Origin of the sequence: Flavobacterium sp. (genome assembly GCF_044341265.1) — a bacterium.
Taxonomy (GTDB): domain Bacteria; phylum Bacteroidota; class Bacteroidia; order Flavobacteriales; family Flavobacteriaceae; genus Flavobacterium.
In genome coordinates this window covers 1-16,820 of record NZ_JBIISA010000037.1, presented here as the reverse complement: position 1 = coordinate 16,820, position 16,820 = coordinate 1, and the positions used below count along the sequence as shown (strand labels likewise).

General features: G+C 31.5%; 12 protein-coding genes. 10 read left to right on the top strand and 2 right to left on the bottom strand.

Going from position 1 to position 16,820, the window contains the following annotated elements:
• Nucleotides 1-21 precede the first annotated feature (21 nt).
• Nucleotides 22-684, top strand: a complete 663-nt coding sequence (locus ACIQ06_RS14320; RefSeq protein WP_396147481.1) for a thiamine diphosphokinase — start codon at nt 22-24, stop codon at nt 682-684.
• 3 nt (nt 685-687) lie between these two features.
• Here ACIQ06_RS14320 and ACIQ06_RS14315 read toward each other — a convergent pair whose 3' ends face one another.
• Nucleotides 688-1,545: an alpha/beta fold hydrolase gene (locus ACIQ06_RS14315; protein ID WP_396147479.1), complete on the bottom strand. Its 858-nt coding sequence runs from the start codon at nt 1,543-1,545 to the stop codon at nt 688-690.
• A gap of 71 nt (nt 1,546-1,616) precedes the next feature.
• Between ACIQ06_RS14315 and rlmF the strand changes: the two genes are divergently transcribed.
• From rlmF to ACIQ06_RS14300, 3 genes are all read left to right on the top strand, one after another.
• Nucleotides 1,617-2,597, top strand: a complete 981-nt coding sequence (rlmF, locus tag ACIQ06_RS14310) for a 23S rRNA (adenine(1618)-N(6))-methyltransferase RlmF (protein ID WP_396147477.1) — start codon at nt 1,617-1,619, stop codon at nt 2,595-2,597.
• Between the two features lie 42 nt (nt 2,598-2,639).
• Nucleotides 2,640-4,628, top strand: a complete 1,989-nt coding sequence (gene uvrB / locus ACIQ06_RS14305; RefSeq protein WP_396147475.1) for an excinuclease ABC subunit UvrB — start codon at nt 2,640-2,642, stop codon at nt 4,626-4,628.
• Nucleotides 4,629-4,711: 83 nt separating this feature from the next.
• On the top strand, nt 4,712-5,659 hold the full coding sequence (locus ACIQ06_RS14300; RefSeq protein ID WP_396147473.1) for a hypothetical protein: 948 nt from the start codon (nt 4,712-4,714) through the stop codon (nt 5,657-5,659).
• Between the two features lie 50 nt (nt 5,660-5,709).
• Here ACIQ06_RS14300 and ACIQ06_RS14295 read toward each other — a convergent pair whose 3' ends face one another.
• On the bottom strand, nt 5,710-6,135 hold the full coding sequence (locus tag ACIQ06_RS14295) for an Hsp20/alpha crystallin family protein (RefSeq protein WP_298307303.1): 426 nt from the start codon (nt 6,133-6,135) through the stop codon (nt 5,710-5,712).
• 314 nt (nt 6,136-6,449) lie between these two features.
• On the opposite strand from ACIQ06_RS14295, the gene ACIQ06_RS14290 reads away from it, so the two are divergent.
• The 6 genes from ACIQ06_RS14290 to ACIQ06_RS14265 all read left to right on the top strand — a co-directional run bounded on the left by ACIQ06_RS14290 (nt 6,450) and on the right by ACIQ06_RS14265 (nt 16,685).
• Nucleotides 6,450-9,176, top strand: coding sequence for a response regulator (locus tag ACIQ06_RS14290; protein WP_396147471.1), 2,727 nt, complete (start codon nt 6,450-6,452; stop codon nt 9,174-9,176).
• A 29-nt stretch (nt 9,177-9,205) separates the two neighbouring features.
• Complete coding sequence (locus ACIQ06_RS14285) at nt 9,206-12,103, top strand: response regulator (RefSeq protein WP_396147469.1); 2,898 nt, start codon at nt 9,206-9,208, stop codon at nt 12,101-12,103.
• Nucleotides 12,104-12,239: 136 nt separating this feature from the next.
• Nucleotides 12,240-13,544, top strand: a complete 1,305-nt coding sequence (locus ACIQ06_RS14280; RefSeq protein ID WP_396147467.1) for a hypothetical protein — start codon at nt 12,240-12,242, stop codon at nt 13,542-13,544.
• Between the two features lie 7 nt (nt 13,545-13,551).
• On the top strand, nt 13,552-13,707 hold the full coding sequence (locus tag ACIQ06_RS14275; RefSeq protein ID WP_396147465.1) for a hypothetical protein: 156 nt from the start codon (nt 13,552-13,554) through the stop codon (nt 13,705-13,707).
• 2 nt (nt 13,708-13,709) lie between these two features.
• A complete protein-coding gene (locus ACIQ06_RS14270; RefSeq protein ID WP_396147463.1) occupies nt 13,710-15,662 on the top strand; it encodes a hypothetical protein in 1,953 nt (650 codons plus the stop codon).
• A 192-nt stretch (nt 15,663-15,854) separates the two neighbouring features.
• Entirely contained in the window at nt 15,855-16,685 is an 831-nt protein-coding gene (locus ACIQ06_RS14265) for a competence protein CoiA (protein ID WP_396147461.1), read from the top strand.
• Nucleotides 16,686-16,820: the final 135 nt, after the last annotated feature.

Sequence of the window (16,820 nt, the reverse complement as noted above, 5' to 3'; positions counted from 1 at the left end):
GATTTTCAATAAAATCTAAAAATGTCATCACACCATATAGTTCGCGACGATCAAGAACCAGCATTAATTATTGCAAATGGAGCTTCGTGTAGTTTTGAGTTATTAGGACAATTGTTAGAATGGTCGCCAATAGTTGTAGTTTTAGACAACGCCATTGACAGAGTTTTACAATTGGACATAAAAATTGATGTGCTTTTAGGAGATTTTGATGATGATTTTAATCCCGAAATTTATAAAGAAAAACAGTTTCCACTTGAAATTGTTCACACACCAAATCAAGACAAAACCGATTTAGAAAAAGCGTTCGATTATTTAATTGAAAAAGGTCACAAAGCTGTAAACGTAGTTTGGGCAACAGGAAAACGTGCCGATCACACTATTACAAATATCACGAATATTGTTAGTTATAGAAACAAATTAAAAATTGTAATTCTTGACGACCATTCTAAAGTGTTTTTATTGCCTAATAAATTTGAAAAATGGTACACTAAAAACACACCAATTTCTTTAATACCAATTGGAAAAGTAAGTGGGATTTCCACTCAAAATTTATTCTATCCTTTAAATAATGAAGAACTTACTATTGGATATCGAACAGGAAGCAGCAACCATGTAATCGAAGATGGAATTGTAAAAATCGAACATTCTGATGGCGATTTACTTTTGATGGAATGTTTTGATTAAATACTAAAGTTTAATTTCCAACAACGCATCTCGAATAATATTGTAATGCGTCCAAGGTATAAAATGGTCAGCATTTTTAATTGATAATGTATCTACTTTCTTGGCATTAATAAACTCCTTTTGCATAAATGACATGTTCGAATAAGGAACTAATCTATCTTTTGTTCCATGGATAATCACAACATTAGAAACTATATTCTTCAAATTAGATTTCATGGTTTGTAAATCTTCTTTCAACCACCACAATTCGTCGTTTGATGGTCGCATAGCTCCAGGAATTAAATACCTTATTGGCTTTTTCATGATAAAAGGCCGCCAAAGTTCCGGATTTTCAGCTTTTGGATCAACCGAACCCGAAATAATAACTAAATGTTGAAACTTTTTTGGATGATTTTCGGCTAATTTCGTTACAACTGGTCCACCCATGGAATGACCAACAAGAATAATTGGTTTATTATTAGCAACTTTTTCAATAAAATCATATATAATTTTCGATTGAACTTGTAAATTTTCAGCTGAACCAAAATCACTAAAACCAAATCCAGGTCTATCAATAGCAATCATTCTGTATTTTTTCAATAACAGCGTATCTTTCAAATATTCTTTATAGGCATCCCAACTTCCAGGCGAACCGTGAATAAAAAATAAGGTAGGAGAATCTTTTTGACCTGTTTGAATATAATGAACGTTATGCTCGTCTAACTTTATAATAGAATCAGTAAATTCAATTTTTGAAGTTGTAAAAAATGCTTTTGTTTTTTTACTACTCATTCGCATTTTCATACAAGATTGGCAAATAATCAAATAGGAAATCATAACAAAGTAAAGAATATAGCGCTTTCTAAATTTGATTTTCTTCATGACTATTTTTATTTTATTTTCTTATAAAAGTAACGTATTTTTTCCTATATTTGATATAGAGAAATGACAAAATGAAGAACAAAATAATCCAAGAAAAAACTACATTACATCCAAGAAATCAACATAGATTTAGATACGATTTTGAAAAATTAATTTACAATTATCCCATTTTAAAAAATTATATTTTCGTCAATGAACACGATGTCGACCCGAACAAAAGCGAACAGGCGAAGCAAACTATTGATTTTGCAAATCCTGAAGCGGTAAAAGCATTAAACAAAGCTATATTAATTTCAAATTACGGAATTGAATATTGGGAAATTCCCAAAAATTATTTGTGTCCACCAATTCCAGGAAGAGCTGATTATATTCACTATTTAGCCGATTTATTAGCTGATTCAAATAACAAAATCATTCCTGAAGGTGAAAATGTAATTGGTTTAGATGTTGGCATTGGTGCAAATTGCATCTATCCAATAATCGGAAATCATGAATACCAATGGAGTTTTGTTGGAACTGATATCGATGAAAATGCACTTCAAAATTGCAAAAAAATCATTGCTAAAAATCCACATTTGATTGAAGCAATAAGTCTTCAATTACAAGTGGAACCAAGATTTATTTTTAAAAATATTATCCTTCCTGAAGATAAATTTGCTTTTACAATCTGCAATCCTCCATTTCATGCATCGCAAGACGAAGCAACTAAAGCTTCTTTGAGAAAAGTAAATAATTTGGAAGATACTAAATCTATTAAACCTATTCTGAATTTTGGTGGTCAAAACGCCGAACTTTGGTGCACTGGTGGTGAAATTGGATTCATAACTCAAATGATTTACGAAAGTGTAAAATATCCGTTGCAAGTATTTTGGTTTACTACTTTAGTTTCCAAAAAAGATAATTTACGAAGCATTTACAAAACTTTAAACAAAGTTGGAGCCGTTGAAATTAAAACAATTGAAATGGCTCAAGGACAAAAAATAAGTCGTTTTGTAGCATGGACTTTCTTGAGCGAAAAGCAACAGAAAGAGTGGAAGTTTTCTGCTGAATAACTATCAAACTTTGTAACTTTGCCCTTCTGAAATTTTGCCAAAATGAAATTCCAAGTAATCTCTTCTTACGAACCTACAGGCGATCAGCCACAAGCCATTGAAAAACTTTCAAACGGAATTCTCAATGGCGAAAAATACCAAACACTCTTAGGAGTTACAGGTTCAGGAAAGACATTTACTGTTGCCAATGTAATTCAAAATGTGGAAAAACCAACGCTAGTTTTGGCGCACAACAAAACATTAGCGGCGCAATTGTATTCAGAATTTAAGCAGTTTTTTCCAAATAACTCGGTGCAATACTTCGTTTCTTACTACGATTATTACCAGCCAGAAGCATTTATTCCTGTAACAGGAACTTATATTGAAAAAGATTTATCTATCAATGAAGAACTAGAAAAACTTCGTTTAAGTACTACTTCTGCCCTACTTTCTGGTCGTCGTGATATTATTGTAATTTCTTCTGTTTCTTGTCTTTATGGAATTGGGAATCCAGTGGAATTTCAGAAAAATGTGGTTTCCGTTGAAAAAAATCAAGTAATCTCTCGAACCAAATTATTACATCGATTGGTTCAAAGTTTATATTCAAGAACTGAAGCCGAATTCACTCCAGGAAATTTCAGAATTAAAGGCGATACCGTTGAAATCTTTCCAAGTTATGGCGACGAACCTTTTAGAATTCACTTTTTTGGCGATGAAATCGAAGAAATTGAAGCCTTTGATGCCAGAAGTTCACAAGTTTTAGAAAAGTACGAAAAGCTAAATATTTATCCAGCGAATATGTTTGTGACTTCTCCTGATGTTTTGCAAGCTGCTATTTGGGATATCCAACAAGATTTGGTAAAACAAGTCGATTATTTCAAAGAAATTGGCAAACATTTAGAAGCAAAACGATTGGAAGAACGCACCAATTTCGATTTAGAAATGATTCGTGAATTAGGTTATTGCTCCGGAATTGAAAATTATTCACGCTATTTAGACCGGCGTTTACCTGGAACACGACCGTTCTGTTTGTTAGATTATTTTCCAGACGATTTCTTGATGGTTGTTGATGAAAGTCACGTAACAATTTCGCAAGTTCACGCCATGTATGGTGGCGATAGAAGTCGAAAAGAGAATTTGGTGGAATATGGTTTCCGTCTTCCTGCGGCAATGGACAATCGTCCGTTAAAGTTTGAGGAATTTGAATCGATGCAAAACCAAGTTATTTATGTTTCAGCAACGCCAGCTGATTATGAATTGCAAAAATCAGAAGGAATTTATGTTGAGCAAGTCATTCGTCCAACAGGTTTATTGGATCCAATTATAGAAGTACGTCCGAGTTTGAATCAAATTGACGATTTAATTGAGGAAATTCAACAACGTTGTGAAGTTGACGAACGTGTTTTGGTAACCACTTTAACCAAAAGAATGGCGGAAGAGTTGACCAAATATTTGACGAAAGTTTCCATTCGTTGTCGTTATATTCATTCTGATGTTGATACTTTGGAACGTGTAGAAATCATGCAAGATTTGCGTAAAGGTTTGTTTGATGTATTGATTGGAGTAAACTTACTTCGTGAAGGTTTGGATTTGCCTGAAGTTTCATTAGTTGCAATTTTAGATGCCGACAAAGAAGGATTTTTAAGAAGTCATCGCTCACTTACGCAAACCGTTGGACGTGCGGCTCGAAACGTAAACGGAAAAGCAATTATGTATGGTGATAAAATTACAGCTTCGATGCAAAAAACCATTGACGAAACGAATTACCGTCGTGAAAAACAAATGAATTACAATACCAAACACGGTTTAGAACCAAAAGCTTTAAATAAAAGTTTGGGAAGTGCTTTAGCAGGAAATTCGGTTTCGACACAATACTACGAAAATCAAGTTTTAAAAGCTGCAGAACCTGAAAGTTTATACTTATCAAAACCTGAAATTGAAAAGAAAATTCGTGAAGCTAAAAAAGCTATGGAAAAAGCAGCAAAAGATTTAGATTTTATGCAAGCTGCAAAGTTTCGTGATGAAATAAAGGCATTACAGGAAAAATTATAAATTAAAATATGTTAAATCTGATAAGAATCGCTTTGGTATTATCTTAAGTATTTTATCTTCGTACATTATTTAATTACATAAAAATGAAAAAAATTAAAAGTTTACTTCTACTAGCTGTTCTCTTTGTTATATGTGCTTGCTCTAAAGATGAGTTTGTTGATGAAGGTTACCTGAAAGTTGATTATAAAATTGATTTGGGTTTCTTTTCCGATTTGACCATAAATACAGATAATAATGCCTATGTATTATCAACAGTTGGTGGAACTCCTGAAATGACATCGCTTATTAAAGTTAATCCCTCAGGTACTTCTACTGAATTGTATAAAAGGGATGCTGCTTTTTTTTCCTGGCCGAAAATAGCGAATAATTCTGAAGGAAAAATATTTATGACAAACAGTGACTTACAAGGGAAAATTTATAATTTTTCTGATGATTTTCAACAATTAAGTTATCACACTATGCAAGGTGCGTCTCAATGGAATCTTAGAATGGATGGTTTTTGTAGTTTACCTGATGACACTTTCATTATTCTTGATAACAACTCTAAATTGATAAAAAGATATTATCCAAATCTTAACACAGAAACTGTTATTGCTGGTTCTGGAAGCCATCAGATTACTGATGGAATTGGTTTAAATTCAGGATTTTCATGGTTTAGTAAAGCAATATCTTTCAATAATTCTGTTTACATAATTGACGAAAATTATATTAGAAAAATTGATTGTTCTGTACCGAGTTATCCTGTCAGTTCACCATATATACTTTATTACAAAGATATACTTGACATAGCAGTAGATTCTAATCAAGATATTTATGCAATTGTTAATAAAGAAGGTATATATAAACTTTCAAATGGAACAATTACCTTATTTAAAAATGGTGTTGAAAATATCAGAACTTTGAATAACAACACTTTATCGACAATTGATTGGACTAAATTTAATCATATTTATATTAAAAATAATGATATGTATTTAGTAAGTGGCCACGGAACTTTAACTAAAATATCCAATTTCAAAAATAAATTATAAAAAAAACGCAACTTTTTAAGGTTGCGTTTTTCATTCTAACCAACAATTAATTAACCAATTTCAATCAAGCGTTTTGGTTTTGGAAGCGCTTCTTCTCTCTTAGGAAGTGCTACATGCAAAACACCATTTTCATAAGTAGCGTTGATGTTTTCTGTATTTACCGTTTCAGGCAAAGTGAAGGCCCTTCTGAAAGACGAATAGCTGAACTCTTTACGAGTATATTTACCTTCCGTTTCTTCTTTTTCTGTTTTTTCTTCAGACGAAATAGTTAGCACATTGTGATCAATTTCGATATTGAAATCTTCTTTTTTCTTTCCTGGAGCGGCTAATTCAATTCCGAAACTTGTATCAGTTTCTTTGATATTTACTGCTGGAACATTAGTATTAAAATTTTGGATGCCTCCTAACCAATCTGGTTTTAATAATTCATCGATAATTGATGGAAATGGAACGGTGTTTCTTTTAATTAAGTTCATAATTTTTATATTTTTAAATTAAACATTTATTAGTTATACTTCCCAAAAAACAAATTATATACCATTTGGTTTTCTAAGTCAATTTGACATTTAATTTTAGTTTTTTATTGTTTAAAAATGAAAAAATGTCGGGATTAACATTTTATTAACTGACTAATTTTCAGACAACAAGAGATTAATAAATAACATTTAAGAAAGAATCATGTATCATTAAAATGTTACAATTGTTTTGACCAAACAAATAATTATTGATTATTATTGTATAACTTTACTTAATTCATCATTTGAAAAGTAGCATCAATTCAAAATCAATCGTGAAAAAAATATTACTAATTTTTATTCTGCTTGTTTCAAATTTTCTTTTTTCACAACAAAAAGAAGAAGTTGTTTTAATTAACAGCAACACATCCATAAGAGAGTCATTGACCAATAAACTCTCCTACCTATTTACCGCTGAAAAAATTGATGACAATGATTTACTAAAATCTGACAAAAGATTTAAACCCTTTGATGATTTCACTTACGAAAATTTTTCTGTTTTTGAAATGCCAAAAAAATTGTATTTAAAGGGTAAAATTAAAAATACTACAAACGATAAAATTCAGTTAATTCTAACTACAAGTAGATCACTCAAAACAGAAATCATTCTCTCTTCTGAAAAAGAAATAGTAAAGAAAAATATTGGAACAGTTTTAAAAAAAGAAGAACTTCTTTCTAATGAATTACATAACGCTATGTCGTTTGAACTTTTTCCAAATGAAGAAAAGCAAATACTTCTTATTACCGATATTTTTTTACCCGATGATGTTATTGGTAAAATCACACTTTACACGGCCAATGAATTTGATTCTATGCTCTTAAATTATTATAAAGACAATCATTCCATTACTTTATGGTTTGCACTTTTAAGTGGTGGTTTATTTCTGCTTTTTTTCTACAATGTTTTCATGTATATAAAAACAAAGCAAAAAACGTATCTCTACTATTCTTCCTATTTATTATTTACTTTTTTAAATCTCTGCTTAATCATTGATAGAATTCAGTATAATTTAATTGGCAATATTCTAGCTTACTATTCCTTAATTCAAGAAGCTACTTATACACTTTCGTTTATTTTTTACACAATGTTTGTAAGATCAATGCTGCTAAATGTTAGTAATACCATCAAAAAAACATTTGTTATTTACTTAACGTTCATGTTTACTTACATCATTTACATCATAATTGCTTCTATCTACAATTTACTTAATGTAACTTTAGTCGATATTGTAATCGCCTTTTTATTTAGAATTATTTCATTAGCTTTTGCAGTAGTTATTTTGCTTCAACTGCTTAAAAATTACAACCAACAATATATCAAATATATTTTTATTGGTAGTTTAATATTAACCTTGTCCTACCTACTTCATGTTGTATTTAATATTATCAACGGACCCAAATTAGTCAATCACTTTTACAATTTAATTGGCTCACTTTTAGAGATTTTGTTTTTTACTTATGCACTTCACATAAAAACATTACATATTGAAAAAGAAAAAATTAAAATCCAGAATTTAAGTGAAGTGAAAGCAAAATTTTTCGCAAATATTTCTCATGAGTTCAGAACACCATTGACTTTAATCAAAAGTCCATTACAATTATTACAGTCAAAATCTGATTCAGAATCTGAAAGCAAGAAACTAAATATGATTGATAAAAATGCGGATAGAATGCTTGAATTAGTAGACCAATTATTGGAACTTTCTAAAATTGATAGTAGCAATTTGAAACTTTTATTCAAACAAGGAAATATCAGCAATTTCTTGTCAACCATGATGGAACCTTTTGAATTATTGGCAGAAGAGCAACAACTGAAATTCAAAAAATCAATTCAAAAAACTAAAGAAAGTAATTATTTTGATAAAGATGTTTTAGAAAAAATAGTTTCCAATTTGGTAACAAATGCAATAAAATATACAATAGAAAAAGGAACGATTGAAGTAAAATCAATTCAAGAGAATGATATACTCACATTAGAAATTTCAAATGAAACAGCCGATTTAAAGCAGGAAGATGTCGTAAAAATGTTTGATTATTTTTATCAAAAGGATAGTAATACTTCTGGTTTTGGAATAGGATTGACACTTGTAAAAGAACTGGTTGATTTATATCAAGGCACAATTGAAACAAAACTAATTTCTAGCAGATTACATATAAAAATTAACCTTCCTCTGTCTAAAGAAAATTCAAATGCAATCATTGTAAACGAACAAAAAGAACAGGTCAAAACAACAACTAAAGAATTTGAAAACAATGAATTACCATTATTAATGTTGGTAGATGATAATGCAGATATTAGAATGATTCTGAAAGAAATTTTTAAAGACGATTTCAAAATTATTGAAGCTCAAGATGGACAAGAAGCTCTAAAAATAGCCGAAAAAGAAATCCCAGATTGTATTATTTCTGATGTTATGATGCCAAAAATGGATGGTTATGAATTTACTAAAACAATCAAAAACAACGAGTTAACATCATTTATACCTATAATTTTATTAACGGCTAAAACTTCTGATGATGCCCATTTAGAGGGTTTAAAAAGTACTGCTGATGCTTTTTTAACAAAACCATTTAATAATGAAATTGTAAAAGCAACTGTAAATCAATTAATTGCTGAACGCAAAAAACTTCACAAACGTTACAGTCAAGAATTAGTTTTGCGTCCTGTTGATATAGTTATTAATTCGCAAGAAGAAAAATTCATCGAACGTTTACAAAACATCTTAGATAAAAACCTTTCCAATTCAGAATATTCAGCCGAAGATTTTGCATCAGAAATCGGTATGAGTAGAATGCAATTGCACCGAAAATTAAAATCACTTCTTGGTGTTTCATCAACAGAGTTTTTAAGAAATGAACGTCTAAAAGTCGGCGCAGAATTATTAAAAAAAGGCAATGGTAACATTTCAGAAATTGCTTATTCCGTTGGTTTTAGTGATGTATCCTATTTCTCCAAATGTTTCAAAGAAATATATCAGTGTACGCCTTCTGAATATATGTAAAAAAATAAAATCTTTATTAAAATGAAATTATGAAAAAATACATCCTAACCTTACTAATCATTCCATATGTTTCATTTTCACAATATGAAAAAGAAATTGATTCCTTAAGTCGACTTATTCTTAAAACTAAAGACATTCAGATAAAAGTAAACAGTTATAGAGAATTAATTCAAATTTACATTACGACCGATTTACCAAAAGCACAAAGTAAGATTAATGAGCTAAAAAATCTGAATCAAAATAATTCCTGTGAAAAGTGTGAAGCGATGTCCGATTTTTTACAAGCAAGGTATTATTCAATGTCATCAGATAGTTCAGACAAAATAATAATGTACTATAAAAAAAGTACCGACCGATCTTTTAGAATTAAAGATTATGATTTTTATTCTATCGCCATGATGCACTTTATTAATCATTATGTCAATAAAAATAAAATGGACGAGGCAGAAGTCGAATTGAAAAAGTACTTCGAACTTACCAAAAAAATCAACTACACAGATTATTATAATAGTATTTATTACCTCTACGGAAAACTCTACAAAAGAAAAGGATATAACAACTTAGCCCTTAAAAATTTAATTCTAGCGGATAAATATTTTAAGTATAAATTTTCAGATGATATTTCTATTAGAATTGGTGATTTATTAGAGATTGCTTCATTCTACACCGATCTAAAAAACAAAGAAAAAGCAAACTTATACATCAAAAAAGCACTACAATTATTTAAAAAGACAAATCATCCCATAACAGTTGTGAATACAAACTTTAAAATGGGTGAAATAGAATATAAGAACAAAAATTATAAGAAATCATTGAGCTATCTCACACAGATTTTAAATCCAAAAGATACCGCTAAAACTATACCTTATAAATATGATATCGCTTTATTAATGGGACAAACCTATCAAGAAATCAATGACTTGAGTAAAGCAAGTTTGTATACCGAAATGGCTGTTCGAGAATTTACTAAGTTACAAGATTCTGTTTATTTAATTAATGCTTTAACAAATAACGCAAAAATTAATATTAAGAAAAATAATTATTCTGCAGCCAAAAAAGATATTGATTATGCTAAAATGCTGTTAAGCAAACAAGAAGTGACAATAGATTATATTGATGTTTACACCACCGAAATTGAATACTACAAAAAAATTAAAAACTTTGAAGCTGCCTTAGAATCGATAAACCAAAGAGATTTTTATCTTAATAAATATAATGAAAAAACAAATTTAGCCAACCTCAACGAGCAAGACATCATATACCAAACTGAAAAAAAAGAACAACAAATCAAACTCTTATCGACTCAAAACGAATTAGCCAAAAAACAAAAATACATTTACATTGGTTTGTTGGGATTGCTCGCTTTAATTGGAGGAAGTTTATTCTACGCCTATCGTAACAAAATCAAAACTGCTCAAAAACTCAACGAGTTGAACGAATTAAAATCGCGTTTCTTTGCCAATATTTCGCACGAATTCAGAACGCCTTTAACGTTGATTAAAAGTCCAGTGCAAAGTTTACAAAGTGAAATTTCGGACACCAATCAAAAGAATAAATTGCAATTAATCGAAACTAATTCAACTCGAATACTTCAATTAGTAGACCAATTACTAGAACTTTCCAAAATTGATAGTGGTAATTTGAAACTTATTTTGAAAGACGGAAACATTAGTGCATTTTTAACTTCCATTATGGAACCTTTTCAATTTCAATCTAAAGAAAAAGGAATTAATTTCTCATCAAACATTCAAAAAACTAACGAAAACAATGCTTTTGATAAAGATGTAATTGAAAAAATCGTGACCAATTTGGTATCGAATGCTTTCAAATATTCACCTCAAAATGAGTCGATTAGATTTAGTTCCTCTGTACAAAACTCTAATTTAAAACTTATCGTTTCCAACACCGGAAGTGATGTCAAAAAAGAAGATTTACCAAAATTATTTGAACGTTTTTATCAAAAAAATGAAGCACAACAAGGTGTTGGAATTGGTTTGGCTTTGGTAAAAGAATTGGTCGATTTGTACAAAGGAACGATTGCAACATCTTTAGAACATGGAGAATTATCATTTATTGTAAATTTACCTTTAGCGGTTGCAAATGAAAATGCAGTTGTAATTCCATCCAAAATTGAAAGTACAACTATAGAGAATGCTGTTACCTCTGAAACTGAACTTCCTATTTTATTAATTGTAGATGACAATGCTGAAATTCGTTCTGTTTTAAAGGAAGTTTTCAAAAACGAGTATCAAATTTTGGAAGCACAAGATGGTGAAGAAGCGTTACAATTAGCGCGAAAAGAAATTCCGGATTGTATTATTTCGGATGTGATGATGCCAAAATTAAACGGATTTGAATTCACCAAAAAAATCAAAAATAACGAGTTAACATCATTTATTCCTGTCATTTTACTAACTGCGAAAACCTCTGATGAAGCGCATTTGGAAGGTTTAAAAAGTACTGCGGATGCTTTTTTGACAAAACCATTCAATAATGAAATTGTAAAAGCAACTGTTTCACAATTGATAGCCGAACGCAAAAAACTACATGCGCGTTACAGTCAGGAATTGGTTTTAAAACCAGTTGACATAAAAATTAATTCGCAAGAAGAAAAATTCATTGAACGTTTGCAAAACATCTTAGATAAAAACCTTTCCAATTCGGAGTATACTTCCGAAGATTTCGCATCAGAAATTGGTATGAGCAGAATGCAATTACATCGTAAATTAAAATCGCTTCTTGGAGTTTCTTCAACCGAATTTTTACGTAACGAACGATTGAAAGTCGGTGCCGAATTATTAAAAAAAGGCAATGGTAACATTTCAGAAATAGCCTATTCTGTCGGATTTAATGATGTGTCTTACTTCTCAAAATGCTTCAAAGAAATGTATCAATGTACGCCAACAGAGTACATGGAAAACAAATAATTTACTTCCAAAACCATTGATTTTACTGGCTTGTAACAACTTGTTACATCTATTATAATTGTTGTTACAATACTCATAATGATTAGTTACTGTTTGTTAGACATTTGTCTTGTTTAACAATCAAAACAACAACATTATGAGACTAATTACACTTTTAATTTTATTTACTTGCTCATTATTACAAGCCCAAATTTCTTTCAAACACATTGCCACTTATACTGATGATGAATTTAGAGCAATTCGTATGGGAGAATTTCCTTCAAATTGTATTATCGATAATCCTTTAATAAATAACAATCCTGATTTAATTTTAATTGTGACTCCAGATTATGGAACTATTGGTCCTTACTTTACTGGTTCTTATAGTGTTTATTATTATGCTGATAAATGGATTATTAATACTCCTATAGCAAGTGGAATTCCAGAAAACACTAAGTTTAACGTCTTAGCTGTTCCAAGAGGAGACAATGCTTTTGTGCATACTTCTGGAACTAGTTCAAGAAATTATACAACAATTGACCATCCTTTGCTAAATGGCAATCCGGATGCTAAATTTTTAATAACAAAAGCTTCCTTCAGAACACCAATTGAAGTTGGTATTGCTTATGCACCTTCAATAAATAAATGGACAATTTTAAATCTTGATTTATCATTATTTCCTAGTAATATTAGTTTTAATGTAGTTATCGACAATACAATATTTATTGCAAATGCAGCTCCAACAGCAGGAAATAATTTTACTATAAACAATCCAACAACTAATGATGGTCGAAACAATCTAGTTTTTACTACACCATTATTTCAAGGCGTATCTAATACAAATCCAACCGGTGTTTGGTACAACAGAAGCCGTTGGAAAATTTTTAATCAGAATAGGGTTAACATGCCTGTTAATGCAAAATTTATGGTGCTTTCAAGAGCAAATACACCTTATCGAAATACAGACAATGAAGCACATGTATTTTTATATAACATAAATCAAATACTTTGTCCAAAAACACTAACCCAAGGCGATAGAGAATTTAATGGCAATGGTCCGCGAATAGTTACAAGGATAGCTTTGAATGTTGTTAACGGAAATCAAATTGAAGCCGAAATACGATTTACAGCTACAGAAACAGTTTCTGATTTTAGTCAAGTAAGCGAAACCTTTCGACGAATTGTGTTTACTGCTCCAAGAGGTAGAAGAATTTCTCAAATACTCTCAAATAACGTAACTACTATTGATTTTGTTTCACAAAGCGCTGGTGCCCAATTTATAGGTCCGGTAGGAGATTCTAGCAATACTGTTTCTATAACAGAGCCAACAAACTTTATAAGACAAATGAGAATTGTTGGTGATACTGGTGGAAACGATATTAGCACAGACGATGATTGTAGTGATGACACGCGCATAGAAAGTATTTCATTTTTCCCGATTAGAATTCAATTTGCTAATTAATATTCAAATGCCCCAAAAGAAAATCACATACGAGTCTAAAATTGAACAATTGCCATTCAATAAGATTTACATAAATGTAAAGAATATGGAGAAAGGCGATTATGAACTAAATATCATCAACCAAAATAAATTGATTAAAAAAACCACTTTCAAAAAGAAATAATCATGAAAAAATTAGCATTACTTTTATTGGCTTTTCCACTATTTACAATCGCACAGGTTGGAGTAAATACAACCACGCCAAATGCAGCGCTTGATGTCCAATCGGCCAATAATGGCGTTTTGATACCTAGAGTTCAATTGACTTCAATTTTAGACAACACCACTATCATAAATCCAAATGCTGGACCATTAGTAACCTCAACATTAGTTTACAACATAGCGCCTGCTGGAATTGCTCCTAACAATGTAATTGCTGGATTTTACTATTGGAATAATACAGCTTCTCGTTGGATTCCAATAGCTGCAACTTCTGGTTGGGAGTTAGACGGAAACACAGCTATAACCTCACCAGCAGTTCCAGCTATTTACGGAACATCGACCATCGGAACTACTGAAAATTTTATGGGTACGACTGACAATAATGATGTAACTATTGGAACTAATAACATTGAAAGAATGAGAGTAAAAAATACTACCGGAAATGTTGGAATTGGATTAGCAACACCGCCTGCGAGATTATCCGTTGCGAGCGCTTTTTTGTCTCCTGCAATTCCTGATATAACTTCAAACGGTATGTTCAGAATTGGAAGCTTTAATGAAGGTTTAGATATTGGTAAAGGTGACAGCGCAAGTAATTTTGCATCATGGTTTCAGTCAGGATATAATGGTTCAACAGCAGATCCAATAAGCTTTCAACCAATTTCCGGTAATGTTGGCATTGCAACTACAAATCCATCTGAAAAGTTACATGTACTTGACAACTCTAATGCAAATAAAAGTGCTGTTTTTAGTGAAGTAAGCCAAGTAATCACAACAACTAATTTTCAAAATATTGCAATAAAAGGAATTGGTAGAGGAAGTGGAGCAACGCAAATAGGTTTTGCAAATGGTGTTATGGGAATTGGAAATAGTCTAAATAGTGCTTTTGCCACTGGTGTTTATGCTCATTTAGGAACTACTGCTCCAATTTTATCTAGTACAAATCAGGCTTTATATGCCAATGGAAATGGTTTAGGAAGTGCCGGAATTTTTATGGGTGGAAATGTTGGTATTAATACACAAACTCCTACTCTGGCGCGATTTCAAGTTGATGGAATGGTAGGAAATACCACAGCACTTTTTAGAGGTAACTCCACTACAAGTCAAGGTATTTCTATGGTTGCCGATTGGCCCGGAATTTATTTCAACTCTTATTACAACGGAGCCATTCGTTCTATGGCTGGCTCAGGTTTTACATCGATTATCAATACTGATCAATCGTCTGGCGGATTGGTTTTTCAAACTACCAATGTTGCAAATCCAGCATCTGGAACAGCAATAGCATCAGTGCCAGTTAGGATGACCATTGCCGGAAATGGAAATGTAGGAATCGGTGCGCCAGCTCCGAGTAATTTATTACATGTAAATAGTGGTACTTCTGGAGCTGTTCGAATTGTAGATGGTACTCAAGCTGCTGGAAGAGTTTTAACTTCAAATGCAACAGGTGTTGCAACTTGGCAACCAGTCGGCATAAATAATGTTGTGGGAACACTGTCGGCAACTGGAGCTACAATTACTAGTACAACAGGTCCATATCTACAAACTGGAGCCTCAATTACTCTTCCATCTGGACGTTATGCGGTAAATGTGACTATGCTTTTGGCTCGATTTCCTATAGTTTTAACAGCAAATGATTCTTCCTTTTGGGTTCGTTCTACTTTTTCTGATAGCCCATTAGCTAGCCCATTGCCATCAATATATATTGAGGGTTCCACTTTAATAAGTGGTAATCTTCCCGGATCTAATTATTATGGATTGCTAACAGGTACTATAATCATCAATAACACATCAGGTGGACCATTGACCTTCTACTATGTAGGAGGAAATGTTGTAACCTTCAACACAACTGGATTCATCACCAATTTTGGAGGTACTTTGTGGGCAGAAAATAACATCATCGCCTATCGTTTAAATTAATTTAGACAACTTTTGATTTTATATTGTAAAGTAAACTTTAGTTTTGTAGATTTGAATAAAATACGCAATCGAGTGGCGCTAATCCTACCTTATTTGGGTGTATTGCCGCTATAATGTAGCGTCTATATACAAGTTAGTGGCAAGCATTTACGAAATCTGCAAAAAAGGACAAATATCCATACAATTTAAAATATGCGCTTTGCTTTAATTGATAACAATCGAACAGAAGCTCAACCGAAACTTAACGGTTTGTGTTGCTGTTGTTCGAAACCAGTTATTGCAAAATGTGGCACACGAAAAATTTGGCATTGGGCACATAAAAGCAAAACAGATTGTGATAATTGGTGGGAACCAGAAACAGAATGGCACAGAACTTGGAAAAATAATTATCCATCTGATTGGCAAGAAATATCTTTGTTGGATATTAGTACAAAAGAAAAACATATTGCAGATATTCGTACAAATCATAGTCTTGTCATAGAGTTTCAACATTCGAACATTAATCCTCAAGAACGAATTTCACGAGAGCGGTTTTATAAAAACATGGTTTGGATTGTTGATGGCACACGGCTGAAAAGAGATTATCCTCGTTTTTTAAAAGAGTGGAAAAGAGATGGAATTAGTGAAGTGCGTCACACTGAGAAATCAGGAATATTTGAGGTTTGGTTTCCAGAGTTTTGTTTTCCAGAAGCTTGGCTTAAAAGTTCTGTGCCTGTAATCTTTGATTTTCTAGGAGATGGCTCAATTATTGATTCTGAAGGCTTGAGAAATAATCTTTACTGTTTATTTCCGCAAGTTGGTAGTCATGCTAGAGTTGCGGAAATCTCACGTAAAGCTTTTATAAATACAACCACAAATGGCGAATGGACTATTCGTGTTCAAGAATTCATAAATGAATTTAGAAAACAAGACCAAATAAAAGAAAGAGAAAATCGACAAACAATATACTCATCAAATAGAAGAATGTATTCATGGAGAGGAATTCCAATTATTGGATATAGAAAGCGTAGACGAAGACTATGATTAAATATTATGCCAGCCACTAACAGCGGTAACCGTTGCACAACCACCATTTTTTAAAAATAAAATCGTAAATTATAAAAAAACAACCTCTTTTAAAGCGATTTAATAGAGGTTTGTTTTTTAGCTAAAGTTCAA

Bases quoted from the DNA above. Each gene is read 5' to 3' on its own strand.
- ACIQ06_RS14320 (WP_396147481.1), top strand. From the start codon at position 22: ATGTCATCACACCATATAGTTCGCGACGATCAAGAACCAGCATTAATT.
- ACIQ06_RS14315 (WP_396147479.1), bottom strand. From the start codon at position 1,545: ATGAAGAAAATCAAATTTAGAAAGCGCTATATTCTTTACTTTGTTATG.
- rlmF (WP_396147477.1), top strand. From the start codon at position 1,617: ATGAAGAACAAAATAATCCAAGAAAAAACTACATTACATCCAAGAAAT.
- uvrB (WP_396147475.1), top strand. From the start codon at position 2,640: ATGAAATTCCAAGTAATCTCTTCTTACGAACCTACAGGCGATCAGCCA.
- ACIQ06_RS14300 (WP_396147473.1), top strand. From the start codon at position 4,712: ATGAAAAAAATTAAAAGTTTACTTCTACTAGCTGTTCTCTTTGTTATA.
- ACIQ06_RS14295 (WP_298307303.1), bottom strand. From the start codon at position 6,135: ATGAACTTAATTAAAAGAAACACCGTTCCATTTCCATCAATTATCGAT.
- ACIQ06_RS14285 (WP_396147469.1), top strand. From the start codon at position 9,206: ATGAAAAAATACATCCTAACCTTACTAATCATTCCATATGTTTCATTT.
- ACIQ06_RS14280 (WP_396147467.1), top strand. From the start codon at position 12,240: ATGAGACTAATTACACTTTTAATTTTATTTACTTGCTCATTATTACAA.
- ACIQ06_RS14275 (WP_396147465.1), top strand. From the start codon at position 13,552: ATGCCCCAAAAGAAAATCACATACGAGTCTAAAATTGAACAATTGCCA.
- ACIQ06_RS14270 (WP_396147463.1), top strand. From the start codon at position 13,710: ATGAAAAAATTAGCATTACTTTTATTGGCTTTTCCACTATTTACAATC.
- ACIQ06_RS14265 (WP_396147461.1), top strand. From the start codon at position 15,855: ATGCGCTTTGCTTTAATTGATAACAATCGAACAGAAGCTCAACCGAAA.